Origin of the sequence: Enterococcus sp. DIV1375a, from assembly GCF_051712205.1 — a bacterium.
Taxonomy (GTDB): Bacteria; Bacillota; Bacilli; order Lactobacillales; family Enterococcaceae; genus Enterococcus; species Enterococcus faecalis.
This window is the reverse complement of the sequence record NZ_JBIOOM010000001.1, coordinates 1,523,678-1,548,108: the sequence shown is the minus strand read 5'-3', so window position 1 is coordinate 1,548,108 and position 24,431 is coordinate 1,523,678. Positions and strand designations below refer to the sequence as shown.

The 24,431-nt window shown below is 36.2% G+C and carries 24 protein-coding genes; 16 read left to right on the top strand and 8 right to left on the bottom strand.

Annotated features, from left to right (window positions below; translation table 11 throughout):
• Positions 1–2 precede the first annotated feature (2 nt).
• From IGJ63_RS07560 to IGJ63_RS07550, 3 genes are all read left to right on the top strand, one after another.
• Positions 3–722, top strand: coding sequence for an MIP/aquaporin family protein (locus IGJ63_RS07560; RefSeq protein ID WP_002357140.1), 720 nt, complete (start codon positions 3–5; stop codon positions 720–722).
• A 283-nt stretch (positions 723–1,005) separates the two neighbouring features.
• Positions 1,006–1,533, top strand: coding sequence for a 5-bromo-4-chloroindolyl phosphate hydrolysis family protein (locus IGJ63_RS07555; RefSeq protein WP_002398629.1), 528 nt, complete (start codon positions 1,006–1,008; stop codon positions 1,531–1,533).
• On the top strand, positions 1,526–2,371 hold the full coding sequence (locus IGJ63_RS07550; protein WP_002365799.1) for a hypothetical protein: 846 nt from the start codon (positions 1,526–1,528) through the stop codon (positions 2,369–2,371). The genes IGJ63_RS07555 and IGJ63_RS07550 overlap by 8 nt, the downstream gene beginning before the upstream one ends.
• A gap of 316 nt (positions 2,372–2,687) precedes the next feature.
• On the opposite strand, the gene IGJ63_RS07545 is transcribed toward IGJ63_RS07550, so the two are convergent.
• On the bottom strand, positions 2,688–4,196 hold the full coding sequence (locus tag IGJ63_RS07545) for a helix-turn-helix domain-containing protein (RefSeq protein WP_002369204.1): 1,509 nt from the start codon (positions 4,194–4,196) through the stop codon (positions 2,688–2,690).
• 118 nt (positions 4,197–4,314) lie between these two features.
• Complete coding sequence (locus IGJ63_RS07540) at positions 4,315–6,228, bottom strand: PfkB family carbohydrate kinase (RefSeq protein ID WP_438746175.1); 1,914 nt, start codon at positions 6,226–6,228, stop codon at positions 4,315–4,317.
• 146 nt (positions 6,229–6,374) lie between these two features.
• Here IGJ63_RS07540 and rihC point away from each other — a divergent pair, with 146 nt between their 5' ends.
• Genes rihC through IGJ63_RS07525 form a run of 3 tightly spaced genes read left to right on the top strand, consistent with a single transcriptional unit; the run spans position 6,375 to position 9,206 of the window.
• Positions 6,375–7,328 (top strand): ribonucleoside hydrolase RihC, encoded by a 954-nt coding sequence (gene rihC / locus IGJ63_RS07535; protein ID WP_025188934.1) that lies wholly within the window; start codon positions 6,375–6,377, stop codon positions 7,326–7,328.
• Between the two features lie 16 nt (positions 7,329–7,344).
• Complete coding sequence (gene dcuC / locus IGJ63_RS07530; RefSeq protein WP_002360057.1) at positions 7,345–8,718, top strand: C4-dicarboxylate transporter DcuC; 1,374 nt, start codon at positions 7,345–7,347, stop codon at positions 8,716–8,718.
• 11 nt (positions 8,719–8,729) lie between these two features.
• Positions 8,730–9,206 (top strand): GNAT family N-acetyltransferase, encoded by a 477-nt coding sequence (locus tag IGJ63_RS07525; RefSeq protein WP_033599343.1) that lies wholly within the window; start codon positions 8,730–8,732, stop codon positions 9,204–9,206.
• A gap of 90 nt (positions 9,207–9,296) precedes the next feature.
• Here IGJ63_RS07525 and IGJ63_RS07520 read toward each other — a convergent pair whose 3' ends face one another.
• Positions 9,297–10,325 carry a lactonase family protein gene (locus IGJ63_RS07520; protein WP_025187788.1) on the bottom strand — a complete coding sequence of 343 codons (1,029 nt, stop codon included), beginning with the start codon at positions 10,323–10,325 and terminating at the stop codon, positions 9,297–9,299.
• Between the two features lie 191 nt (positions 10,326–10,516).
• On the opposite strand from IGJ63_RS07520, the gene clpX reads away from it, so the two are divergent.
• A complete protein-coding gene (gene clpX / locus IGJ63_RS07515) occupies positions 10,517–11,770 on the top strand; it encodes an ATP-dependent Clp protease ATP-binding subunit ClpX (RefSeq protein WP_438746172.1) in 1,254 nt (417 codons plus the stop codon).
• Positions 11,771–11,867: 97 nt separating this feature from the next.
• The gene (gene yihA, locus IGJ63_RS07510) at positions 11,868–12,449 is read left to right on the top strand and encodes a ribosome biogenesis GTP-binding protein YihA/YsxC (protein ID WP_002357155.1); all 582 of its coding nucleotides are present in this window, start codon (positions 11,868–11,870) and stop codon (positions 12,447–12,449) included.
• A 16-nt stretch (positions 12,450–12,465) separates the two neighbouring features.
• Here yihA and IGJ63_RS07505 read toward each other — a convergent pair whose 3' ends face one another.
• Complete coding sequence (locus IGJ63_RS07505) at positions 12,466–12,618, bottom strand: SPJ_0845 family protein (RefSeq protein WP_002357156.1); 153 nt, start codon at positions 12,616–12,618, stop codon at positions 12,466–12,468.
• A gap of 177 nt (positions 12,619–12,795) precedes the next feature.
• On the opposite strand from IGJ63_RS07505, the gene yidD reads away from it, so the two are divergent.
• Positions 12,796–13,098 carry a membrane protein insertion efficiency factor YidD gene (yidD, locus tag IGJ63_RS07500; RefSeq protein WP_002357157.1) on the top strand — a complete coding sequence of 101 codons (303 nt, stop codon included), beginning with the start codon at positions 12,796–12,798 and terminating at the stop codon, positions 13,096–13,098.
• A 2-nt stretch (positions 13,099–13,100) separates the two neighbouring features.
• Positions 13,101–13,982: an ROK family protein gene (locus IGJ63_RS07495; protein WP_002357159.1), complete on the top strand. Its 882-nt coding sequence runs from the start codon at positions 13,101–13,103 to the stop codon at positions 13,980–13,982.
• A gap of 40 nt (positions 13,983–14,022) precedes the next feature.
• Here the strand turns inward: IGJ63_RS07495 and IGJ63_RS07490 are convergent, their stop codons facing one another.
• Complete coding sequence (locus tag IGJ63_RS07490) at positions 14,023–14,634, bottom strand: FUSC family protein (RefSeq protein ID WP_002365791.1); 612 nt, start codon at positions 14,632–14,634, stop codon at positions 14,023–14,025.
• A 102-nt stretch (positions 14,635–14,736) separates the two neighbouring features.
• On the opposite strand from IGJ63_RS07490, the gene IGJ63_RS07485 reads away from it, so the two are divergent.
• The 5 genes from IGJ63_RS07485 (at position 14,737) to IGJ63_RS07465 (ending at position 19,621) form a co-directional block, all read left to right on the top strand.
• Positions 14,737–15,696, top strand: a complete 960-nt coding sequence (locus IGJ63_RS07485) for an aromatic acid exporter family protein (protein ID WP_002360063.1) — start codon at positions 14,737–14,739, stop codon at positions 15,694–15,696.
• Between the two features lie 117 nt (positions 15,697–15,813).
• Positions 15,814–16,767: a hypothetical protein gene (locus tag IGJ63_RS07480; RefSeq protein ID WP_002410560.1), complete on the top strand. Its 954-nt coding sequence runs from the start codon at positions 15,814–15,816 to the stop codon at positions 16,765–16,767.
• Between the two features lie 154 nt (positions 16,768–16,921).
• On the top strand, positions 16,922–18,259 hold the full coding sequence (gene murC / locus IGJ63_RS07475) for a UDP-N-acetylmuramate--L-alanine ligase (protein ID WP_002357163.1): 1,338 nt from the start codon (positions 16,922–16,924) through the stop codon (positions 18,257–18,259).
• Positions 18,260–18,456: 197 nt separating this feature from the next.
• Complete coding sequence (locus IGJ63_RS07470; RefSeq protein WP_002357164.1) at positions 18,457–18,942, top strand: MaoC/PaaZ C-terminal domain-containing protein; 486 nt, start codon at positions 18,457–18,459, stop codon at positions 18,940–18,942.
• Positions 18,935–19,621: a Bax inhibitor-1/YccA family protein gene (locus tag IGJ63_RS07465; protein WP_002357165.1), complete on the top strand. Its 687-nt coding sequence runs from the start codon at positions 18,935–18,937 to the stop codon at positions 19,619–19,621. The genes IGJ63_RS07470 and IGJ63_RS07465 overlap by 8 nt, the downstream gene beginning before the upstream one ends.
• 45 nt (positions 19,622–19,666) lie before the next feature.
• Here IGJ63_RS07465 and IGJ63_RS07460 read toward each other — a convergent pair whose 3' ends face one another.
• The 3 genes from IGJ63_RS07460 to IGJ63_RS07450 form a co-directional block, all read right to left on the bottom strand.
• Positions 19,667–21,469, bottom strand: coding sequence for a glycerophosphoryl diester phosphodiesterase membrane domain-containing protein (locus IGJ63_RS07460; RefSeq protein WP_002364138.1), 1,803 nt, complete (start codon positions 21,467–21,469; stop codon positions 19,667–19,669).
• Positions 21,470–21,569: 100 nt separating this feature from the next.
• Positions 21,570–22,178 (bottom strand): TVP38/TMEM64 family protein, encoded by a 609-nt coding sequence (locus IGJ63_RS07455; RefSeq protein WP_002383106.1) that lies wholly within the window; start codon positions 22,176–22,178, stop codon positions 21,570–21,572.
• A 221-nt stretch (positions 22,179–22,399) separates the two neighbouring features.
• Positions 22,400–22,774 (bottom strand): VOC family protein, encoded by a 375-nt coding sequence (locus IGJ63_RS07450; protein ID WP_002381774.1) that lies wholly within the window; start codon positions 22,772–22,774, stop codon positions 22,400–22,402.
• A gap of 196 nt (positions 22,775–22,970) precedes the next feature.
• Here IGJ63_RS07450 and IGJ63_RS07445 point away from each other — a divergent pair, with 196 nt between their 5' ends.
• Entirely contained in the window at positions 22,971–24,332 is a 1,362-nt protein-coding gene (locus IGJ63_RS07445) for an Nramp family divalent metal transporter (RefSeq protein WP_002357171.1), read from the top strand.
• Positions 24,333–24,431 lie beyond the last annotated feature (99 nt).

The following is a 24,431-nucleotide window of genomic DNA, read 5'->3' as shown; positions in this document are numbered from 1 at the left end:
AAATGGGAACTTCGATGATGACACAATTATTCGGTGAATTTTTCGGAACGATGATTTTAGTTTTACTAGGGGATGGCGTCTGTGCCGCAGTTAACTTGAAGAAAAGCAAAGCCTTTGCTTCTGGTTGGGTCGTTATTGCTTTAGGTTGGGGCGCTGCTGTTACATTAGCTGTTTACATGTCTGGGTATATGAGTCCAGCGCATTTAAATCCTGCTGTAACAGTTGCGATGGCAATTACTGGAAACTTTGAATGGGGCATGGTTTTACCTTATATCGTAGCTCAAGTCCTAGGCGGTTTTATTGGTGGTTTAGTTGTCTGGTTAGCTTATTTACCCCATTGGAACATTACAGAAGACAAAGGTGCTATTTTAGGAACCTTCGCCACTGGTCCAGCTGTCCGTAACTATCCAGCCAATGTTTTAACAGAAATTATCGGCACATTTGTCTTGGTTTTTGGTTTACTAGCCTTTTCTCAAAACGACTTAGCGGCTGGCATTAACCCAATGCTTGTTGGGATTTTGGTCTTAGGACTAGGTCTATCATTAGGCGGACCTACAGGTTATGCAATTAACCCTGCACGTGATTTAGGACCTCGTTTAGCGCACCAAATTATTCCTGTGAAAACAAAAGGTGATTCCGATTGGGCTTATTCTTGGGTGCCAATTGTGGGACCTATCTTAGGTGCTTCATTAGCTGCAGTAATTTATTTATTCACTATTTAATAAAATGAAATGTAAATAGTTGTTTTAGACAATAAAAAACGCTTGTGAGAAGTAATCAATTCTTGCAAGTGTTTTTTGCTACATATTAAACCAAAAAAGATTTCCTTAGACATTTAGACAATTTGTCTAAATGCGGAACAGAACAATTTTCCTATATGATACAATAAAAGTGCACAAGTAATTGGGGGAGTAACACTTCATATTTATTTGTCAATTTTAAGCTGGACAATGTGTTCAGTAATATATACTAATTTAAAAAGGAGTACATGATTTGAATGGGATAATGGTTTTGTTAGTGGGGACTGGGTACATTGGTTGGGTTATTTATAGAAATGGTCGTACGTATTTCCGTTATAAAAAAAATCTAAAAAAATATCAAACGACGCACCATCTAACGGACAGTGACTTAGAGATGTACCAAAGAATTATGGACGAATTAAAAAAACAAATTATTTATTTAAACGAACTAACGAATAAGTCACGAAATTTAAAAAAAATTGAACAAGTAGAACTGGGTGTTGCTTCCGCTAAAGGCATCTTTAAACACTTAGTGAAGTATCCTGAAGCAATTACTCATTTTAGTGATTTTTTATATCATAAGATACCAGAGATTTTACGAGCATCAGAACGGTTTTTAAGCATTAAAGAAGATAAATTGTCAACAGAAGAAATAACACTTGCAACCAATGCTATCTTAAGTACCATACGAGTGTTGTCGGAAAGTATCACAGATGATTATGAAAGATTAGTCTCCGAAGCATCTGAGGAAATTGCCTTATCAAAAAAATTAGTGGAGAGAAAAAATGGCTAAACAAAAGAATTTTTATGATACATATGATGCGCTTTTTCAAAAGCCAAAATGGTCGTTTTTTCCTGTCACAAGAACAGACACAGTAAAGCAACTTCCTAACCCAAATAAAAAAGTGGTAAAACCACAGACGAAAAAAAAGAAAAAACAAAAAAAGAACAAAAAAATTATTTGGATAGGCATTGCTGTAGCAATTGGCTTTATAGTATATATTGATCTTGCGGAGAAAGATGATTATTGGGATTACTCCGCTTCATCAGAAGATGTTTATCCTTTAAAAGAAGCTGGACTTACCACAACTGGACCTGTTGATTTAGAAAAACCACTAAAAGTCACAATAGAACAAAATAAACTTTTATTTAATCAAGGCTATCAAATAGAAATTATCGGCGATGCCGATATTGAAACCAGTGGCGGAAAGAACTTTTTAATTTTACCTTCTACAGAGGAGTATCCAGATACAAAATATCTAGGCAATATCAGTTTTTATGAAAAAAGAGACTATTATACATCGGCAGGTATGTACCTTTCTGGCAATCTTGTCAACAGTCTTTCTGATTATTTGGATACAAGTAAAGAGTTTATCAAAGCATACCCAATTGATAAAATTGCTGATGTACAAACCGGCTATATTTTAAAACGGAATCAAGGATATACAGACATCTCAAAATATTATCTCTTTAAAGATGGAACAGGATTTGAATTAGAAGTCTCTGTTGACCAATTGGAAAAGGTCAAAGATCCCAAAGACTATTCTTCTTTTGTAAAAACATACGCAAAAGAAGTCGCTTTTATAGAAAAAAGTTTTAAATTTGAGTCTACTGATGAGGAATCTCGATAGAGAAAATAGTTTTCAGCTTCAAGTAGCGCCTAGCAATACCTTTGTTGAAAAAATGTAAGAGCCTGAGACAAAAATCACTTTGGATTTTTGTCTCAGGCTTATAAACTGATCAGCGGTGGAAGCGTAGCACTTTAAGGACTGAAGTACGACGTGTACCCACTTACTAGATTGTCTTTGAAGGTAACGTAGAAAAGAACAGCAATATACAAGCGACCTACAAACTATTTTCTGTCAGACTAAAACTGGCAGAAGTGGTTTGTAGGTCGCTTGTTTTCATTATGGTTGGTGAGACAAGTTAGCGCTTGTGGTGTTTGTTTTAATATTGCAAATCAAAAATGGCGATACTTATTTTACTGAAAATTAGTTCCCAATCTTCTCGGGTTAATTCTTCTTCTAAAATGTAAATTCGGTCTATTTCTTTTGGTAAATCAAATAAGGGATAGTCAGTAATCACAATATCACAACTAGAAAAATCGGTTCGTTCAAAAATAATATCCTCACTAAATGCTTGCTTGATTTTCATCATAATAAAGCTAGCAATGTAAAAATCGCGAGAATATGCAACACCAATTTTAATTTTTTTGCGGGGACTATAGTGCTTATAAATTCGTAACAACAATTCACATGTCCAAATTGGGTTCTCCTGATCCTTAAATCTTAACTGATAAGAGGAATGCGCTGAAAAATTTTGATAAAAAGCATAAATTTCTTTCTGTAAATCTTTTTGATAAGTACTATTTTTATTGACTAAAAAATCTAGAATTGCGGTATTTGGTTGCTGTGAAATAAATAATTGGTTATAGATAATATTTTTAAATAAAATAAGTAAGAAGTAATGACGATCAAATTCACGCATTTTTGGAATTTGAAAAACTTCGCAAAAATTGGTTAATAAAGAATCAACGTAGAAATATTCTGGGCAAGAAATTTCATTTAGAGCAGCCAGTAAATCTTTGGCTCGTTTTGCTGAATCAAAATTATCAATGGCAATGGGTGCAATGATATCTACAACCCGCTGTTGATCTTCTGAAAAATTTGATTGGGAACAAAAAATAGTTTGTTTTGAGTCTGAGAAAAGCCTTAAATAAGGATGTTCTTCAAATTCTTTTTGGAGATCATCTTCACAAGTATATGGAAAGCGATATTTTGCGATGTGTAAAAGTAAATTTAATTTTAGTAGAGAAGCGTGTTCCAAGCGTTCAAGAATTTCTGGTTTAATATGCTGCGTCAGTATATCTTCAAAATAAGTAGAGGTATAACGTGGTAAGGCTAAGGTATTTAAAAAGATGGTCCAGTAGACATCAAGAAAAGCATATAGGACTTGAAATTCAGAACCTGTAATCACTTTACTCGCCGAGGGGGAAAAATGGACGGAAATTCCATACAAACCAAATAGTTTATTAATGTTATTTAACCGTTTGTAAATGTAAGATGAGCTAAAATTAGTTTCTTGACTCACTTTCCAGACAGAATTGTTTTCTTTTTTGATAATTGCTTGAAAAAGAATGAAGTCAGTAGAATGGACACAGTAATAATTAAATAATAAAAAATAGTGGGAAAGAAAATCATTGGAAGTCGTATGTAATGAAATTTTTCCGTGATGTATCTGAATCTCTAAGGTATTTTCAGGAAGGGTTGCTAAGTCTTCTTGAATTTCACGAAGATAAATTGATAAATTTTTAGTAGAAAGATCGAATTTTCGGGCAACACTAGATAAATCAAGGTTTGTTTGTTTTGCTAAGTATAAAAAGACAGCCAATTTTTTTTGTGTTTTCTTTGAAAGTAAAAATGTTTTTATGGCATCTTGTGTTTTGATGAGACTCACTCCTTAGTAATAACTTCTCTTTTATTATAATAGTTCGCCTAATAAATTGTAATAAAAAAGAACAATTCTCATTGGGTTATGAGAAAATAACAAGATATTCAGCAGGAAAACACCTGTGTCAGTCGACACAGGTGTTACGATGAGCAAAAAGAGCGGGTTCTTTTTTTATCAAATAATTTTCCAAAGTGACGTGATCAACTAAAGAATCAATCACCCCTTCTTTAGAAACTGAAAATCCTGCAGCCTGAATTGCTATTTGAATGGCTGCTTCAGTCGGATAACCTTTCGAAAGATAGGAGGCGAGCGCGCTGATAAAGCTGTCACTGGCACCAGTGCTATCCACAGCTATATTTTCTGTTGCAGGAAAATAGTGGCACACTTGGTGTGTTTTTAATAACACGCCTTTTTTTCCTAAAGTAACAATGACATTTTTTACGCCCGTTTCTAAGAAGTACGCCGCTTTCTCTTCTAATGTACCAGTATCTGGTTGAAGTTCCAATAATTCATCTTCATTGGGAATGAAAAAATCAACCTTTTCTAGTATATTCACTGGAATATGATGAATAGCAGCTGGTTTTAAAATAATCGGTACCCCTGAATGTTGGGCGATTTCACAAGCCTTTTCTACAGCAGACAAAGGAATTTCTGTTTGAATGAGACAAAAACTGGCATCCATAAATAGGTGTTTTTGCTGTGCGATTTTTTTAGGTGTAAGCGCTGTGTTTGCACCAGGTAAGATTGAAATCATGGAGTCGCCGCTTGTCTCAACATAAATATAAGCTTGACCAGTCTCAGTATCTTGAATACGTGTGATACCATCTGTCGTAACGTGGTATTTTTCTAATTCTTTATATAAGTAATTCGCATCTGTGTCTGAGCCTAAACAACCAATTAAGGTGGCCTGATGCCCCAGTTTGGTTAAGCCAACAGCTTGATTTAATCCTTTTCCGCCGGGGAATTTAGCATAGCTAGACAGAAAATTTGTTTTGCCGTTATGTGATAAATTTGTTGAATACAGATAATTATCAACGTTTAAACTACCCACTACAATCATTTTGCTATGTGGATTAACACTAGACATGCCTAATGTATTTTTGTGATCTAGCACCAATTTTTCAGCCTCATTAATCAAGGCTGTTTTTTCTTTGCGTTTGTTAAGCAATGATAAGGCTAACTGGCTGCCAAACGTCTCTGTATCTAATAAGACGGAAGAAATATGATCAGGTAAAAATGAACGATCAATTTTTCGCTTAATTGCGAGTAAAGAGTAATTATCGGGGGTTCGCAAACCGCTCTGCTTTAAAAGCTGTTCCAAAAAAACAGCCTGGGTATAGTCATCAGTAAGGATACCCGTAATCCCATCTGTGATAAGCTGATTACTGAAATCAGCAGGGATAGTAGTTAAAATATTTTCTTTACTAAAGGGTAAATTGACATCAAATAAGGCTTTTTTATAGCCTGCAATAATTGCTTCTTTATATTTTGGGTTAGTGACGAAATAACTAATTTTTTTATGGTTATTCTGTAATAATTCTTGGGTTAAAACATAACTAGCTTCTTCATAAAGCCCCGCTAGAGAAGGTAATTCGTTAGTTGAGTGATTGACGAAATAGTAAGGAATCGTTAATTCTTCTATAAATTTCGCGTATTGTTTACTGTTTTCATTGATTGGGTCCCAAATAATGCCACTGGCTTGTTTTAAAGTTGGCGAGGTAATATTTTTCAGTTCTTGTTCTAAACTACCGTGACTATTTAAAATCAAGCAGTTATAGCCATTTTCTTGAGCTTTATCAATAAAGCTCGTAACCCAAGCCTCAAAAGTTTCATGGCTATTTAATAATAACACGAAGGTTTTTGTAGTACTATTTGTGACGAGATTTGCTGAGTAAGGTGTGTAGTTGTAATCTCGAACGATTTTTAAGACACGCTCACGGGTTTCTTTACTAATAGTTTGATCTTTATTATTTATAATTTTGGATACAGTTGAAGCGGAAACGCCAGCTAATTTTGCAATATCTTTAATATTCATCATTTTCGTCCTTTCACTGAACTCTTTTTTATAGTAAGCATTCTAAAAGCAGAAAGTCAAGAAAAAGCCTAATTATTTATTATTTAGAAATTCTGCTTGACTTTTAATGAAAGCGCTGTTAATCTCAAATTAAGAAAACGTTTCCGGAAATGTTTTTCCTAAATGTGAATGGAGGAAGAAAAATGGATACAAAGAAAAGACCGATCATTATTGATACGGACCCAGGAATTGATGATGCTGTAGCTTTAGCGATTGCACTGAATCATCCTAACCTAGAAGTTCGCTTAATAACGACGGTTGCAGGGAATGTAGATGTAGAAAAAACAACAAATAATGCCTTGAAACTTGTCGATTTTTTTGGGAAAAAGGTTCCTGTAGCCAAGGGGTGTAATTGTCCGTTACTTATTCAATTGGAAGATTCTGCTGAGATTCATGGGGAGACTGGCATGGATGGCTTTGAGTTTCCGCAACCTATCTCTACGTGTTTAGATATTCATGCAGTGGAAGCTATGCGAAAAGAAATTCTGTCTAGTGATGTTCCTTTGACCATTGTTCCAATTGCTGCATTAACGAATATTGCTTTGTTACTGACCCTCTATCCAGAAGTCAAAGAAAATATTGCAGAAATCGTCATGATGGGTGGCTCATTAGCAAGGGGAAATACAAATACAAGTGCCGAATTTAATACGTATGTCGATCCACACGCTGCACAAATTGTTTTCCAATCAGGTGTCCCGTTAACAATGGTAGGATTAGATGTTACAAGTCAAGCTGTGTTAACGAATCATGAAGTAACAGCCATCAGAGCGCTTGGTAGAGTTGGGGAAATGTTTTATGGTCTTTTCCGTCATTATAGAGGCGGCAGTTTAACTACAGGTTTGAAAATGCATGATGTCTGTGCGATTGCCTATTTAACTTCACCAGAATTATTTGAGACAACTGAAACGTTCATTGAAGTTGCTTTGGAAGGTCCAGCTGCGGGAGCTACTGTTGCGGATTTAAAAATGAAGTATCATAAAAACACGAATGCCGTTGCCTGTATAGATGTAGACGTTGAAGCTTTTCAAAAATGGGTTGTCGAAAAAATGAAAGCGGTTAATTAACTGAAGGAGGATAAGTATGATTGAAAGTTTATTGGTATTGGTCGTTTTAGTTGTTGTAGCCTATTTGATTGTAAAAAATTATCATCCCGCACTCAGCTTAATTATTGGTGCGCTTGTTCTACTTGCATGTGCATGGATGTTAGGACATCCCATTTATCCTGCAGGAGAAGGAACCGGTTTTGGATTATTTGATATTTTCTTGAAGTTTAAAGATACAATTATTGCACAAGTGAGTTCAGCAGGAATTGTAATTATGATTCTTTTTGGTTATTCAGGCTATATGAATGCAATCGGGGCCAATCAGATGGCTGTCAACTTTTTGGTGAAACCATTAATGAAGATTAAACGTAAATCGTTATTTGTCCCTGTGGTCTTTTTAATTGGAAATTTAATGTCACTAGTAGTTCCTAGTGCATCAAGTTTAGCGATTATTTTAATGTCTATATTATATCCGATGCTAGCCAGCATGGGGATTTCATCATTAACTGCTGCAGGTGTGATTGCAATGACGGCAACTATCATGCCAACACCTTTAGGCGCGGATAACGTAATCGCCGCAAATACCCTTGGTTATGATGTGTTAAATTATGTTGTATGGAATGCCAAAATTTCGCTGCCATCGTTATTAATCATTGCGGTTGCACAGTACTTCTGGCAAAAATACTGCGATAAAAAAGAAGGTGAGGCTGCCTATGTCTCATTAAATGAAGAAGGCTTAAGCAAACAAAAAGAATTTGATGTTCCTAAATTTTATGCAATATTGCCAATATTACCGCTATTATTAATTGTTGGAGTGGGAATCGCAGGAATGTTTATTAAAGGAATAACGATGGATATTTTTGTTCTTACATTTATTTCTTTCTTCATTGCTGTATTGGTTGAGACGCTTCGCTTGAAATCTTTTAAAAAGGTTCAAGATACGGCTGTCGAGATGTTTAAAGGAATGGGGCAAGGGTTTAGTCAAGTTGTGATGCTTGTCGTAGGCGGTTCATTGTTCACGTCTGCGATTCAAACGTTAGGAATTATTGATAGTATTATGGCATCTGTCGAAGCGTCAAGTTCAGCAGGAATTGTCACGACCTTAATTTTCAGCGGTGCAACGACCCTTTTTGGAATTTTAAGCGGTGGTGGTCTGGCAATGTTTTATGCGGTTATCGAACTAATCCCTGGGATTGCCGAAAAAGCAGGGATTGATGGTATTTTAATTTCCTTGCCAATGCAGATGATCGCGAATTTAACTAGAACGATTTCTCCTGTAGCAGCAGTTGTCATGATTGTCGCATCAACAGTAGGAGTTAGTCCCATCAGAATTTTAAAACGGACGAGTGTACCGACCATCATTGGCATTATTAGTGTGATTGTCTTGTCGATTCTATTGTTACCTTATTAAGAGAATAAACAATGAAAATTAGAGTGGCTGATGAGAAAGAGTTACCGATGATTCTTCAATTTTTAACAGAAGTAAAGGCATATATGGATGTTGTGGGCATTACACAGTGGACAAAGGACTATCCTTCTCAAGGAGATATCCAAGAAGACATTACAAAAAAACAATTATATTTGCTAGTGCACGAAGAAATGATTCTTTCAATGGCAACGTTATGTATGGAGCAGGAACAAGACTTTGTTTGGTTAAAGCGCTTTGCAACTTCGCCTAATTATATTGCCAAGGGTTATGGCAGTTTGTTGTTCCATGAATTGGAGAAACGAGCAGTCTGGGAAGGAAGACGTAAAATGTATGCTCAAACTAATCATACAAACCATAGAATGATTCGATTTTTCGAAAGTAAAGGGTTCACAAAAATTCATGAATCTTTACAAATGAATCGCTTAGACTTTGGCTCTTTTTATTTATACGTTAAAGAATTGGAGAACTAATCCATCGTTTAAAATAAGAAAACAGGAGTCAGATGCAAACATTAATTAGCATCTGACTCCTGTTATTTTCCAAGGAAATAGTCAACTTAATTATACAAATAAAATACAAACACATTCGGGAACGGCAACATCTTTTTGAATCATTTCTAATAAGCCTGTTTCTTGGTTCCGACGATAAAGTGTTAAGTTGTCAGAGTCTTGATTAGCGACAACAACGAAATCTTCAGAAGGATCTAAATCGAAATCTCTTGGAATATCGCCTTCTGTTGAAATTAATTGAATTCGTTCAATCGCTTCGCCGTTTTCTGAAACAGCATAGACAGCAATCGAGTTATGGCCACGGTTTGAAGCATAAAGGAAACGGCCATCAGAAGAAATACGAATTGCAGCACCACCATTAAACGCATCATAATCAGCAGGTAAAGTAGAAACTTTTTGTAATTCAGTGAAAGAACCATCTGTTTCATCATATGAAAGAACTGAAACAGTGCTATCTAATTCACCAAATAAATAAGCCAATGATTTTGTTGGGTGGAACACTAAATGACGTGGACCAGTCCCTGGCTCAGTCACGAATTGAGCGATTTCAGAAAGCTTTCCATCTAAGCTAACATTATACGTATACACACGATCGGTTCCTAGATCACAGACGACTAAGCGTTGATCAGGCGTCAAATCTGTGTAATGAACATGGGCATTGTTTTGGTTTTCATGAGGACCAGTTGGCTCTGTATGAATCACTTTGTCAGCATCTTCCAAAGAACCATCTTCTAAGATACGATACACGTGAACGATACCTTGGTGATAATTTGCTGCATAGACAAGTTGTCGGTTTTCGTCAACAGCTACATAACATGGCGGCGCACCTTCCTCAGTTACTTTATTCAATAAGTTAAAATGGTCCATTTCTGGTTGATAAGCGGCAGTGCCACCTTCACCGTCAACACTAGTGACGCTAAAAAGTTCGCCCTTTTGACTCAGAGCAAGATAGGTAGGACTCGTTTCTTCTAACAAAAGTGTCGCTTCTGTTAAACGACCTTGTGTCGTATCTAATGCAATTTTATAAATGCCTTGGCTGGCTCTTCGAGTATAGGTACCTAGTAAAATTTGTTCTAACATCACAATTCCTCCAATTTGTTTCAACACAATCACTTTTTATGAAAGTGCTTTTATATAATGTAGTATACCATAAGAAGTCTAAGAACAATAAAACTTTCTATCTGAGATGTTCGCATTTTAAAGTGGTTTGTGCTATTATGATGAGAGACTGTGATGACAGTCATTTTTTGATTTTTAGAGGGGTGACGAACATGTACGACAATACGGATAATAACGGGACCGTTCGTTGTTCATTTTGTGGGAAAACACAAGAAGAAGTAAAAAAAATTGTTGCTGGTCCGGGTGTCTATATTTGTAATGAATGTATTGATCTATGTAAAGAGATTATTGATGAAGAATTTTATAATGAAGCAGTCCGAGAATTAACGGATGTGCCAAAACCCCAAGAAATTTTAAATGTTTTAAATGAATATGTTATTGGACAAGAACGTGCAAAACGCACACTTTCTGTTGCTGTTTACAATCACTATAAACGTGTGAATCAATCAGAAACAGCTGCAACTCAAGATGACGTTGAATTGCAAAAAAGTAACATTTGTTTAATTGGACCAACAGGTTCAGGTAAAACTTTCTTGGCTCAAACGTTAGCAAAAACATTAAATGTACCTTTTGCAATCGCTGATGCGACCAGTTTAACAGAAGCAGGTTATGTAGGGGAAGATGTTGAAAACATCCTTTTAAAATTACTACAATCTGCTGACTATAATGTTGAACGTGCGGAAAAGGGCATTATCTATATTGATGAGATTGATAAAATTGCCCGTAAGAGTGAAAATGTTTCGATTACTCGAGATGTTTCAGGTGAGGGTGTTCAACAAGCCTTACTAAAAATTCTTGAAGGAACAGTTGCAAGTGTACCACCACAAGGGGGCCGCAAACATCCACATCAAGAATTTATCCAAATTGACACAACGAATGTTCTCTTCATCGTTGGTGGAGCATTTGATGGAATTGAAACCATTGTTAAAAACCGCTTAGGCGAAAAAACTATTGGTTTTGGTAAAACTAATTCTGCTTTAAATGAAGAAGAAAGCATCATGCAACATATTATTCCAGAAGATTTATTGAAATTTGGTTTAATTCCAGAATTTATTGGACGCTTACCTGTAATGGCTGCGCTTGATAAATTAACGAATGATGATTTGGTTCGAATTTTAACAGAACCGAAGAATGCCTTGGTGAAACAATATCAAAAATTATTGTCTCTTGATGACACTAAATTAGAATTTGAACCAGAAGCATTAAAAGCCATCGCAGCCAAAGCCATTGAACGTAATACTGGCGCACGGGGACTTCGTTCAATCATTGAAGAAATTATGATGGACGTAATGTTTGATGTTCCTTCAGATGAAAGCATTGAAAAAGTTATCATTACTAAAATGGCGGCTGAAGGTACCGGTAAACCAACAATTATTTATAACAAAAAAGATAAAGAAGCTGTATAAGATTGAAGCTGAAAACAGCTCTTTCGGCGGATCTCCGAAAGAGCTGTTTTTGTTAAGCTTTTGAATGAAAGACTGAATAGAAGAACGGAGGAAAACAATGAACGTACATAATGCAGAAATCGTGATTAGTGCGGTATCCCCTAAACAATATCCTGAATCTCAATTACCAGAGATTGCTTTAGCTGGACGTTCGAACGTTGGGAAATCATCTTTTATTAATACCTTGATTAATCGTAAAAATTTAGCAAGAACTTCAGGCAAACCTGGTAAAACGCAAACGCTAAATTTTTATTTAATTGAGGATGCCTTACACTTTGTGGATGTTCCTGGCTATGGTTATGCCAAAGTTTCTAAAACAGAACGTGCGAAGTGGGGAAAAATGATTGAAACGTATATCACGCAACGTGAGCAATTACGTGCAGTCGTTTCTTTAATTGATTTACGTCATCCGCCGACCCAAGATGATATCCAAATGTATGAATTTTTGAAATACTATGATTTGCCAGTTATTATTGTAGCAACTAAGGCAGACAAAATTCCGCGGGGCAAATGGAACAAACACGAGAGTGTCATCAAAAAAGCCTTGAATTTTGATAAACAAGATGACTTTATTATTTTCTCTTCTGAAACAAAAGAAGGAAAAGAAGCAGCTTGGACAGCAATTGAAAAGTTTCTATAGAAAAAAACAAGCAAAATTACTCTTTTGCTTGTTTTTTTGCTTCTTCTTTTTTTACTTCTTGTCGTTGTTTTGCCAGTTCTTCAAGAGGTACTTCTTTCTTTAATGGATCAACGGCGAAAGAATCGAAGAGTTTATCTAAGTCATTGGAACGTTCAAATTTTAATCCCATTTACTAAGCCTCCATTCCTTTTTTTATAGTGTAGCACGTTTTTTTTCATTTGGATAGCAACAGAAATGTAAGAATTCGTCATAGTTGGGTCTAGTGTAATTTCTCGTAACTAGGACTTGCCAAACATGAAAAAACAAGCTATTCTTTAGTAAGAATTAGTTAGAAAGAAGGCACTTTATGAAAAATCCGTTAATCGGCGGTGTTCGTTTTTATCAACGATTTATTTCTCCAGGATTGCCTGCACGTTGTCGCTATTACCCAACGTGTTCACAATATATGATTGATGCAATTCATACACATGGAAGTGTCAAAGGAACAACGATGGGGGTAGCACGGATTTTACGATGTCATCCTTTTGTTAAAGGCGGCATTGACTATGTTCCGTTGAAATTTCGCTTGACGAAAAATCCTGATGAGACCTATCATGGACCGTATACGTATCGAAGAAATAAGAAAACAGAAGTAGAAAAGGATGGATAAATATGGCAATTTTAGCATTTGATCTTGGCGGTTCTTCCGTGAAATACGGCGTTTGGACAGGCAAAGAATTAACAAATCAAGGGAGCTTTCCAACACCTGGCTCTTGGGAAGAAATGAAAGCGCATTTATATTCGATTTATGCAGACAAAAGAAATGAGTCGATTAGTGGTGTTGCTTTTAGTTCACCTGGAGTAGTTGACGAAAAAAGTCAACAGATTTTAGGGATTTCCGCCATTCCATATATTCATCATTTTAACATTTATGAAGAATTAGAAGCGTTGTTTGGCTTACCAGTGACTATCGAAAATGATGCGAATTGTGCTGGTTTAGCTGAGATATATGAAGGCGCGGCGAAAGGGAAAAAAGAAGTGCTTTTTGTCGTTATTGGGACAGGAATTGGCGGAGCGATTTTTCGCAATGGTGAATTGTACAAAGGCGCTCATTTATATGGAGGCGAGTTTGGACTGAACTTTTTAAGTAATGGCCAAACATTCAGTGAAATTGGCACAGCTGTCAAAATGGCTCAGCGCTATTGTGAACGAATTGGAGTCGAAAAACAGGCGGTGACAGGAGAAGAAGTTTTTGAACTGGCACAACGAGGGGATGAGATTGCTCGCGAAGAAGTCAATAATTTTTATGATTATTTAACACAAGGATTATTCGGCTTACAGTTTTCTTATGATCCTGAAATGATTGTACTCGGAGGTGGTGTTTCTGCTAAAGAAGGCTTATTAGCAGAGATTAATCGCCGGATGCTAACGCATTTACAAACCTTTGAATTAAAAGATTTTGTTCCAGAAATCGTGACCTGCCATTATCAAAATGATGCCAACTTGATTGGCGCAGCCGCCAACTTTCAAGCAAAAACGAATTGGGAACTATAAAGAAACAGCCGATTGTTATTCTCTTCAATCGGCTGTTTCTTTATTTATTTGCCTTGTCATCAGTGTTTTCTTCTGCAGCAATCCGCGCTTGAACTTGTTGGCGTAAAGCTTCTAGTTCTTTTTCTTTCTTTTCTAATTCAGCTAAATCTTCAGAAATTTCATGGGCTTCTTCTGCTGGCTTAGGTTGTAAAAAGACGTTTAAACCAATCGCTATAAAGGTCCCAATGAATGTATCCAACACACGTTCCATTGCATATTGAAAGGAATCGCTTTGCGGAATACTTAAAGAAATCATTAAAAGTGTCGCAGTTGCAGAAATGATTCCAGCATTGTTATTAATCCCATCAGAAACAACGATGACGATAATGACTAAAAGTGGTAGTAGCAGTAATTCTACTAAGTGTTGATTAGGAAAATAATCTTGTGCTAATACATAAAGCAAAGCTAAAAAGCCACCCAATGTGTTTCCAATAATGCGCGATTTTCCAAAAGACAAACTGGTATTTAAATCTTGTCTTAGCGAAAAAACAGCTGCTAAACAGGCAATCATAGGTGAGCCACGATGGAAAAATTGAAATAAAAGAATACACAGCATGACAGCAATTGCTGTTTTTAACGTTCGCATGCCTAAACGAAATCGACCCACTATCATAAATATTCGCTCCTAAATAACTTTTCTCTTTAATGATAACCGAAATAGAGGTAAAATTACTAGAGAAAAGTGAAGAATTATTATTTTTTAAGGGGAGTATGCATGAAAATTGGTTTACGAACAGTCAAGACAGCCATTAGCGCTGCATTAGCAATGATTATTGCGGAAAAACTGGGATTACTTTATGCCCCTTCGGCAGGGATTATTTCGGTTTTAAGTGTTACTAGCACGAAAAAAACATCTGTCATGACAGGAATTTATCGTTTGTTATCCTTAGCTTTGGCAACTATTTTAGCGTATATTTGTTTTACTTTTTTAGGTTTTACAGCGATTGCTTTTGGTATTTTTTTGTTATTATTTATTCCAGCAGCTGTGTATTTTCAATTATCTGATGGGATTGTTGTGAGTTCCGTTTTGGTAACTCATTATTTAGTCGAAAAAAATCTTTCTTGGGCGATTATTGGAAATGAGTTTTTATTAATGAGTATTGGTGTGGGACTAGCGTTATTAGCTAATTCTTATATGCCTGATACAGAAAAACGTTTAAGAGAAGACCAAGAAGTCATTGAAACAATGTTTCGTAAAATTTTAAGGGAAATGGCGCTACATTTAAACAACGCTGCAGGAGAGCGAAATTTGGTCATGCATTGTGCAGATTTAAAAACCTTTATTCGCACAGGCGAGACGTGGGCCAAAAATCATGCCGAGAATCAATTGCTGTCTACCAATACGTACTATTTAGAGTACTTTGCGATGAGAAAAATGCAAAGTAATATTCTAAAAAACATGTTGGAATTATTAGAAGATATTACTGTTGATGCGCAACAAGTTCGCTATATTCAACAATTATTGGAATATACGGCAGAAACATTTGCAGAGAATAATGATGGACAAGAAATTATGAATCGAATTAAGACCGTTTATGAAACCTATCGCACAAAACCATTGCCGCAAACAAGAAGTGAATTTGAAAATCGGGCGCGACTCTTTCAGTTTTTACAATTGTTTCAGTCATTCATTCAAGTCAAAGCGGACTTTGCCAAATTACAACTAGATAAATAAACAAAAAAGAAACCTTTTTAAACGGAGGTTTCTTTTTTTGTTCTCTTAAAAATTCAGTCAAGTTCTTTAGTATTCATTGAGAATGTGTTAAACTAATGAGAAAGAAAAATAAAAGGAATGACCGCAATGGATAATGCTCAAGTGAAGAGAAAACATTTCCGTTTTCCAGCGTATGATGATGAACAGGGCGTAAAATTACCAACAGATAATGAACGTAACTTATTTCAAGATGATCTGATTGGTAAAGCAATGTCTGGTAGCAGAAGAACTACAACATCTGCCGAAGATACTAGACAAAGCACACCATCCGTCCAACAACCAACAACGAATCAATCAACTACAAATAAACAAACACAACAATTAACGGCAGCACAACAAGAGCAATTAGCACGTCATCGTTCTAATTTGCCAGACTACACAAAACATGCTAGTAAAGCAACGAAAAATAAACAAGCAACGAAAAAAAATAATAGCCTTTTTGGGACGCCAAAAGGAAATGGCTGGACACAAACGTATAAAAAAAAAGAAGTCGTAGCGAAACCAAGTAGACCTGCCGCATCACCATTAGTGCAGAAAACGACACCTTCTTATTTTGTTCCTAAATATATCCCGGCTTCTGTGATTCCTGAGGAACAGGAACCTAGTTTTACTGAAGAAGAGTTGCTAAAAGCAATGAAAAAAGATCGGCGTTCATATGTCATTCTTGATGATGAACCAACGGCTTTTCAAGTGAAAGATACGGAAGAAGATCCAACGGTGCGGAAGTTTAATATTCCAACCTCAGAACCTGAGATTCCTTTAACTAGACGACAATATCAACAAATCAAACCAGACTTAGAACGTTTTGGCGAAGATGCGTTGGATTTACGTTCGCGTTCCCGTTTGAATGCCGCAAAGAAAAATGCTAAAAGTCAAACTGCTTATGGGAAAAAATTAGCTAAAGCGAATGCTCAAGTAGAGCCTGAAGCACCTGTGACAGAAGAGAAGAAAAAGGGCATCTTGGATAAACCATTAAGTGGGATGCTAGAAGATTCAAGTTCTGTATTAGAAAACAGTAAATATTTTAGTTAAGAGATGAAACTTGCATGTGGATTTGAAACATGTAAGTTTTTTATTCTGTTTTAATAGTTGATTATTTTTTTGTTTTATACGATAATGAATCTCGTATGATTGAAATTTTTTTAAAAAAGGTATGTTTTATATAGTGACAGAGAAGAGGATTATAATGGGAAATCAAGAGAACAAATTATACCATTTTGTCGGAATTAAAGGTTCTGGCATGAGCTCATTAGCGTTGGTCTTACACCAAAAAGGCTACAACGTTCAAGGATCAGACGTAGAAGAGTATTTCTTTACACAACGGGATCTTGAAAAATCAGGTGTCCCTATTTTACCATTTAATGCAGATAATATTGATAAAGACATGATTGTTATTGCTGGAAATGCTTTTCCAGATACCCATGAGGAAATCGCCCGCGCCATCGAATTAGGCGCAGAAGTAATTCGTTACCACGATTTCATTGCTCGTTTTATCGAACCGTACACAAGCATTGCTGTAACAGGGTCACATGGGAAAACAAGTACGACTGGTTTGCTAGCACATGTATTAAGTGGTATCAATCCAACTAGTTATTTAATAGGGGATGGCACTGGCCACGGCGAACCAGATGCTGATTTCTTTGCATTTGAAGCGTGTGAGTATCGCCGTCATTTCTTGGCTTATTCACCAGATTATGCGATTATGACGAATATCGATTTTGATCATCCAGATTACTACAAGAGCATTGAGGACGTTTTTTCAGCGTTCCAAACAATGGCTCATCAAGTCAAAAAAGGAATTTTTGCTTATGGTGATGATAAGTATCTTCGCCAGTTAGAATCAGAAGTGCCAGTTTATTATTATGGCGTCAGCGAAGAGGATGATATCCAAGCCCGAAATATTCAACGAACAACGGAAGGCTCATCTTTTGATGTTTATCACAAGGATGATTTTGTAGGTCATTTTGTCTTACCAGCATTTGGCCATCACAATATCATGAATGCGCTAGGTGTGATTGCTGTGGCTTATTTTGAAAAACTTGATATGCAAAAAGTCGCAGAAGAAATGCTAAGTTTTAAAGGTGTAAAACGTCGTTTTAGCGAGAAAAAAGTCAGTGACATGATTATTGTTGATGATTATGCGCACCATCCAGCTGAAATTAAAGCAACGATTGATGGCGCCCGCCAAAAATATCCTGACAAAGAAATTATTGCTGTCTTCCAGCCACATACATTTACACGAACAATTGCCTTAATGGATGAATTTGCTGAAGCACTGGATTTGGCAGATGAAGTATTCTTATGTAATATTTTTGGCTCTGCGCGTGAAACACAAGGCGAGGTACGCATTGAAGATTTAGGTGAAAAAATTCAAAAAGGTGGACAAGTAATTACCGAAGATAATGTGTCACCTTTACTAGATTTTGAAAATGCAGTGGTTGTCTTTATGGGCGCTGGCGACGTTCAGAAATTTGAACAAGCCTACGAAACATTACTAAGTAACACAACTAGAAACGTTTTATAAGAGAACATAAACAAAATCGGGACAGGGGTATCTGGCTTCAAAAAATAAGAAGCTGCTCCTGTTCCGTTGTTTGTTTTTAAAATCTAGCATGGCAGATAAGTTGGTTTTGTTTAAACATCCTTTAAAGACTACTTTTTAGCTTGCCTTTTAAGTACATTTTGGTACAATTATCTTATCAATAACGGAGGTGTACTAATTTGAATATCGGAAAACCGAGAAAATTAGGCAAAACCATCGAAGATATCGAAGAGGGAGATTCGTTGTCCTTGACAGAGTCAATTGAAGACAAGGACTTATTACTTTACTTGGGCTTGACCAATGATGCGAATCCTTTATATATCCAACATGATTATGCCCAAAAAACAGAATATGAAAAACCAATCGTACCATCAATTATGCTGATGGGAATTATCACTAGTGCGATTTCAAAACATTTACCAGGACCAGGTTCACATGTTGTGAATTTCTCTGTGAACTTTGTGGAACCCGTTTTTCATTACGAAACATTGACTTTCCAATTAGAAGTAATCAAAGTCGACAAAATGAAAGATGTGATTACCATTTCAGTTGAGGCTGTTAATGAGCAAGAAAATCGCGTGTTAGATGCAGTGGTGATGGTTCAACCACCCCAAGTGACGATTGATGAACTAACAGAGAAAGAAGGGACTTTAACTTATGAATAATCAAGAGTATATCCAAACTGGCACAGGTTTGAATAAATTTTATGCCAAAATTTACGGATTTTTAGCGTTAGGAATTGGTATTAGCGCAATCATGGCTTATGCAATGACAACTGTCTTTTTACCTGTTCTAGCTACTTTATTCCAATCAAGCTTAGCTTTTTGGATGATTTGGCTTGTTGAAATTGGCTTAGTTTTATATCTAGGCGCAAAAGCACAGAAGAATCCAACCATTGCGATTGCAGGATTTGTTGCGTATGCATTATTAAATGGTGTCACTTTATCCGTGACGTTATTAATGTATACTGGTGGAACAGTGGCCGGCGCATTTTTAAGTGCAGCAGCTACCTTTGGCGCGATGTCATTAGTAGGTGTCTTTACGAAGAAAGACCTATCAGCAGTTGGTCATGCCGCTTATAGTGCCTTAATCGGAATCATCATTGCGATGTTGCTAAATATGTTCCTTTTACACAGTAATGCTGTAGAATTCTTTATTTCCATTTTAATGGTCCTAATTTTCTCAGGGATTACTGCTTATGATAACCAACGTATTCGCCAAGTCTATGCGCAAACAGGTGATCAAGCAGGTACTGGGATGGCCGTTTTCTTCGCATTACAATTATACCTTGACTTCATCAACTTATTCTTAGCTTTCTTAAGAATTTTTGGTAAAAACAACTAACATGAACGTAAAAGAGCCAATCTGCTCAGCAGATTGGCTCTTTTTTTAACCCATTCCAATAGCGAAATTCAACAGTTTATCGGAGTATGTTGGATTTTCTAAATCGGTTTTCATTGTTTCGTTCAGTAGACTGAGTTGATCGGTAATGATGCCATCGACGCCATAAAAAATCATTCGCGTCATAACATCTTCATCATTTGCTGTCCAAGCATAAACCTTTTTCCCGTCATGATGAGCGGCATTTACAAAGTTACGATTCATTGTACTGTATTCCATAGTAAAAAAGTCAACTGGCATTTTAGGCGGTCCCACAATGTTGAAAGGAATAACGTAGCCTACATAAAAGCGTGGTTCTTCTTTCTTTAAGGCCATCGCCGTATCATAGGTTAAGGTATGAAGGATATGGCCGTTTTCTAAAATATTTTCACGGTATTGTTTGACAAAGCGCTGTACTAAATCAGGGCTATCTTGAGGCGTGGTTTTGATTTCAATTAATAAACGTTGTTTTAATTGATTGGCTTTGGCTAAATAATCATCGAAAGAAACCATTTTAGCAGTTTGACCATTTTCTGTGACATTCATATTCGTTAATTCTTTAAGTGTTAATTGATTCGGTCGTTTATTAACGCCCGTTAACGCCCGTAAATTAAAATCGTGCATGACAATAAATTGATGGTCTTTGGTTTCTTGAATATCCATTTCAACATAATCAGGTTTTGCCTTATTGGTCTCGATTAAAGAGTCCAAGGTGTTTTGAACGCCATTGTTACCATTAACACCACGATGGGAGATGGTAACCGGTTTTCGGTCAGGTGTATGACTTAGGTAATTCGTATTATAGGTGCCTACACCAATTCCGAAGATGATTGCAATCAAACAAAAAAGAACGACTCTGAAGGTGGTCCATTCTACCCGAACCTCTGATTTCGGGGTGAACCATTCTGGCGTGTCAGGCAAAATCCCTTCATCTTCCATATCATCAACAATAATGTAAAAAATAGCAACACTAGACAACACCAAGTTTAAGAGCATCATAACCTGAAGGAGTGTCATAGCGATGACAGCGCTAGGTAAAGACCACTCAGGTTTAAACGTTTCGACGGCGGTTTGACCTAAAAATATCAAGAAATAGCCAGCCGTAAAAATCCCTAAAACAGTTCCTCCAATGATAATAAATTGCCCTAAAATCTGGAAAAAGCGCCGCTTTGTAATTTGCCAACTACGTTTTAAAGACTCACGAAAACCAACATCACGTAAAATCAACTCTGGGAGGGCAAAAGCAAGTCGAATCGCTAAATATAAGATAATCAGCTCTAACAATACGAAACCAATAATAATAATGACGCGATTTGCAAAAATAAAATCTAAGATAAAGGCTGGAATCTTAACTCTTGTTAATAAATAAGAGCGGAAGGTTAACCCACTTAATGGTAAAATCAAAAAGAAATATGCTAGGAAAAACAGAAAGGTAATTCCTCGAACTTTTTTGATCTGAAGCAAGGTGCCGTGCAATAATTGCGTTAGAGTAATTGGTTGCTTTTTCTTAATAAAATAAACACTAAGCAATAAAAAGGTAAATTCAAAAAAGAGCGCCAGTAAAATTAACAGCCCAATTAGTAGAAAAGTCAAAAGGACATAGGGATGTTGCGTAGCAATTGCCCCTAAGTTATCGTAGGAAATATAATCAATCCCACCTTCTTTGAGTACCAATTTGGACAAACTTGTCAATAAAGGCAATAGAACGAATAACATAAATCCGTGCATCAAGAGCACATCGCGAAAATACGCCGTTGTCCCTTTAAGAAAATCTAGCGTATTCACAATACTATTTTTAAAATAACTAAACATCAAAAGTCCCCCAGTTTCTACCAAAATTCCATAATAAAAGGACTAAATCAAACTGACACAGGCAGAGTTTTGATTTAGTCCGTTCGCTTTTTTATTTATTTTACATTCCCAGTAAGCTAGTTAAAAATGTACCGCCATAAATTAACGCAAGACTATATAAATAGATAGAAGCAGGTTTTGCTAATAAAATAATCAGAGTAAATTTTTTCACAGACATTTTTGTTAAACCGGCCATTAAACAAAGCGCATCATCCGGTGCAATCGGGAAGAAAATTGCTAAAGCAAACAATCGTTCAAAACGTTTTTCATTGTCTAACCAACCGATATACTTGTTATATGTTTTATCACTGACAAGGCTCATAATGAATGGTTTCCCATAATTACGACCTAATAAGAAAATGATAATAGAGCCAAGTGCAATACCAACGTAATTATAGACGAAGCCCATTGTTGGCCCGAAAATCAAGACCCCTGCAGCACAGCTAACACCACCAGGAATAATCGGAATAACCACTTGAATAATCTGAATTAACATGAAAATAATCGGACCGAGAATGACAGATTGCCCTACTAGTCCTCTTAGTGCATTGATGTCCTTGAAGACACCTAATCGGATAAAATAGATGGTTGCAATTATGGTTGCAACAATGCCCAAAATGGAAATAATATTAACAATTTTTCTAGATAGGGTAACACTCACATTTCTCATCTCCTTTAGTTATACTCATCGTACTTTTAGTATATAACTTTTTATCAATAAAAAACATCGTTTGTTCTTTCTGCAAACGAACAAAGTTGTAAGATACGCATCGTTTGATAAGTTTATTATACAAAAAAAGAGACAGAAAAGACATCCTACTTAAGACCCATTCTGCACTGATCTTTCGAAAGAGAGTAAAAGAAACGAAAGTGGCGCATCTTTTAGTAATATTATAGAGGGGCAAAGAGTGAAATTAAATTTGCATCCACGTCTTTAATGATTGCGTATCGTTGGCCCCAAGGTGCATTCCAAGGTTCTTTAAAAACAATGTAACCAGCTTGGCTCATTTTTTTCACGGTGTTATCAACTTCTGCGGCCGTTTCACAAAGAAAAGCAAGTTCGATTTTATCGCCTTGCTGGCTAGGCGCAAACCCATAGACACCAGTAATCATTTGTAGTGAATTTAAAGAAATCCTGACGCCATTGTTTTGTAATTCTGTGTAATCAGGCGAAGCTTCTCCCAGCACGTTAAAACCTAGCGTTTGGTAAAAAGAGAGTGCTTGTGTCATATCGTTGACGATAATACCGACCATATCTAACTTCATCCTCATAACCTCCGATCTATGATAAAATAAGTGTAAGGGATTTTTTGGTAAAAACCAAACGATTTATAGCGAAAGTGCTTAAAAAATTAGAATGTAACAGTTTACAACGAAGAATAAGAAGACTATAATTATGTTAACTAGTTTTAGGTATACCTAAAAGTGAAATGTGTGAACAAGATAGATTGAGGGATGTTGGATGAAAGAAAAGAAAACGGAAAAAATGCTTAATTATGCAAATGGACCTAGTTTAGAAGAGATAAATAATACCGTCGAGGTACCTAAAAACGCAAGCTTTTGGCGAACTTTGCTAGCCTATAGCGGACCTGGCGCCTTAGTGGCTGTTGGTTATATGGATCCAGGAAATTGGATTACGTCAATTGCTGGCGGAGCGGAATATAAGTACACGTTACTTAGTGTGATTTTGCTTTCTAGTTTAGTTGCCATGTTACTACAAAGTATGGCTGCGCGCTTAGGAATCGTGACAGGAATGGATTTAGCCCAAGCGACTAGAGAGCATACAAGTAAACGAACGGGCGTTGCCTTGTGGGTGGTGACGGAGTTAGCCATAATGGCTACAGATATCGCTGAGGTAATTGGTGGTGCAGTTGCTTTGCAATTATTATTTGGTTTTCCATTATTAATTGGTGTGTTAATAACAACGTTTGATGTTTTATTACTGTTGCTACTGACAAAGTTAGGCTTTCGCAAAATCGAAGCAATTGTTTCTTGTTTAATTGCAGTTATCTTTTTTGTTTTTGCTTATGAAGTGGCATTAGCAGATCCAAATATTGGTGAAGTGTTACGAGGTTTTATTCCAGACACAAAAATAGCGACAGATAAATCCATGTTATTTTTAGCCTTGGGAATCGTTGGAGCGACAGTCATGCCTCATAACTTATATTTGCATTCTTCCATTGCGCAAGCTCGGAAATTTGATCGTAACGATGATGCTGAGAAAGCCAAAGCAATTCGTTTCACTACTTGGGATTCAAATATTCAATTAACTGTCGCTTTTGTCGTAAATTGTTTGTTGTTAATTTTAGGAGGAGCATTATTTTATGGAACCAACAGTGAATTAGGTAAATTTGTTGATTTATTTGATGCTCTGAAAAATCCAGATATTGTTGGTAATATTGCTAGCCCAGTGTTAAGTATTCTTTTTGCAATTGCTTTACTGGCTTCGGGTCAAAATTCAACGATTACAGGTACGCTGTCAGGACAAATTGTAATGGAAGGCTTTATCCATTTAAAAATGCCGTTGTGGGCACGACGAGTGTTAACTCGTTTGTTAGCAATTGTGCCAGTCATTATCTGTGTCATTATTTATGGCGGTAGCGAAACGGCTGTTGAAGACTTGTTACTTTATACGCAAGTTTTCCTAAGTATTGCTTTGCCAGTGTCGATTATTCCTTTAACGATGTATACAAGTGATAAAAAATTAATGGGCCAATTTGCGAATCCAGCGTGGGTGAAATTTTTAGCTTGGATTATTGCAATTGCCTTGACGTTATTGAATTTATTTTTAATTTATGGCACATTAACTGGTTTAACGAATTAATAAAAACAAAGGCTGACTGGAAAAGTTGGCCTTTGTTTTTTCATAGAATTTGCGCGTAAGAAATGGTAGAATAGGAAAGATGAAATACAAGGAAGAGAG

Coding starts and splice junctions, on each gene's coding strand:
- IGJ63_RS07560 (WP_002357140.1), top strand. CDS start 3: ATGGGAACTTCGATGATGACACAATTATTCGGTGAATTTTTCGGAACG.
- IGJ63_RS07555 (WP_002398629.1), top strand. CDS start 1,006: ATGGTTTTGTTAGTGGGGACTGGGTACATTGGTTGGGTTATTTATAGA.
- IGJ63_RS07550 (WP_002365799.1), top strand. CDS start 1,526: ATGGCTAAACAAAAGAATTTTTATGATACATATGATGCGCTTTTTCAA.
- IGJ63_RS07540 (WP_438746175.1), bottom strand. CDS start 6,228: ATGATGAATATTAAAGATATTGCAAAATTAGCTGGCGTTTCCGCTTCA.
- rihC (WP_025188934.1), top strand. CDS start 6,375: ATGTTTTTCCTAAATGTGAATGGAGGAAGAAAAATGGATACAAAGAAA.
- dcuC (WP_002360057.1), top strand. CDS start 7,345: ATGATTGAAAGTTTATTGGTATTGGTCGTTTTAGTTGTTGTAGCCTAT.
- IGJ63_RS07525 (WP_033599343.1), top strand. CDS start 8,730: ATGAAAATTAGAGTGGCTGATGAGAAAGAGTTACCGATGATTCTTCAA.
- IGJ63_RS07520 (WP_025187788.1), bottom strand. CDS start 10,325: ATGTTAGAACAAATTTTACTAGGTACCTATACTCGAAGAGCCAGCCAA.
- clpX (WP_438746172.1), top strand. CDS start 10,517: ATGTACGACAATACGGATAATAACGGGACCGTTCGTTGTTCATTTTGT.
- yihA (WP_002357155.1), top strand. CDS start 11,868: ATGAACGTACATAATGCAGAAATCGTGATTAGTGCGGTATCCCCTAAA.
- IGJ63_RS07505 (WP_002357156.1), bottom strand. CDS start 12,618: ATGGGATTAAAATTTGAACGTTCCAATGACTTAGATAAACTCTTCGAT.
- yidD (WP_002357157.1), top strand. CDS start 12,796: ATGAAAAATCCGTTAATCGGCGGTGTTCGTTTTTATCAACGATTTATT.
- IGJ63_RS07495 (WP_002357159.1), top strand. CDS start 13,101: ATGGCAATTTTAGCATTTGATCTTGGCGGTTCTTCCGTGAAATACGGC.
- IGJ63_RS07490 (WP_002365791.1), bottom strand. CDS start 14,634: ATGATAGTGGGTCGATTTCGTTTAGGCATGCGAACGTTAAAAACAGCA.
- IGJ63_RS07485 (WP_002360063.1), top strand. CDS start 14,737: ATGAAAATTGGTTTACGAACAGTCAAGACAGCCATTAGCGCTGCATTA.
- IGJ63_RS07480 (WP_002410560.1), top strand. CDS start 15,814: ATGACCGCAATGGATAATGCTCAAGTGAAGAGAAAACATTTCCGTTTT.
- murC (WP_002357163.1), top strand. CDS start 16,922: ATGGGAAATCAAGAGAACAAATTATACCATTTTGTCGGAATTAAAGGT.
- IGJ63_RS07465 (WP_002357165.1), top strand. CDS start 18,935: ATGAATAATCAAGAGTATATCCAAACTGGCACAGGTTTGAATAAATTT.
- IGJ63_RS07460 (WP_002364138.1), bottom strand. CDS start 21,469: ATGTTTAGTTATTTTAAAAATAGTATTGTGAATACGCTAGATTTTCTT.
- IGJ63_RS07455 (WP_002383106.1), bottom strand. CDS start 22,178: ATGAGAAATGTGAGTGTTACCCTATCTAGAAAAATTGTTAATATTATT.
- IGJ63_RS07450 (WP_002381774.1), bottom strand. CDS start 22,774: ATGAAGTTAGATATGGTCGGTATTATCGTCAACGATATGACACAAGCA.
- IGJ63_RS07445 (WP_002357171.1), top strand. CDS start 22,971: ATGAAAGAAAAGAAAACGGAAAAAATGCTTAATTATGCAAATGGACCT.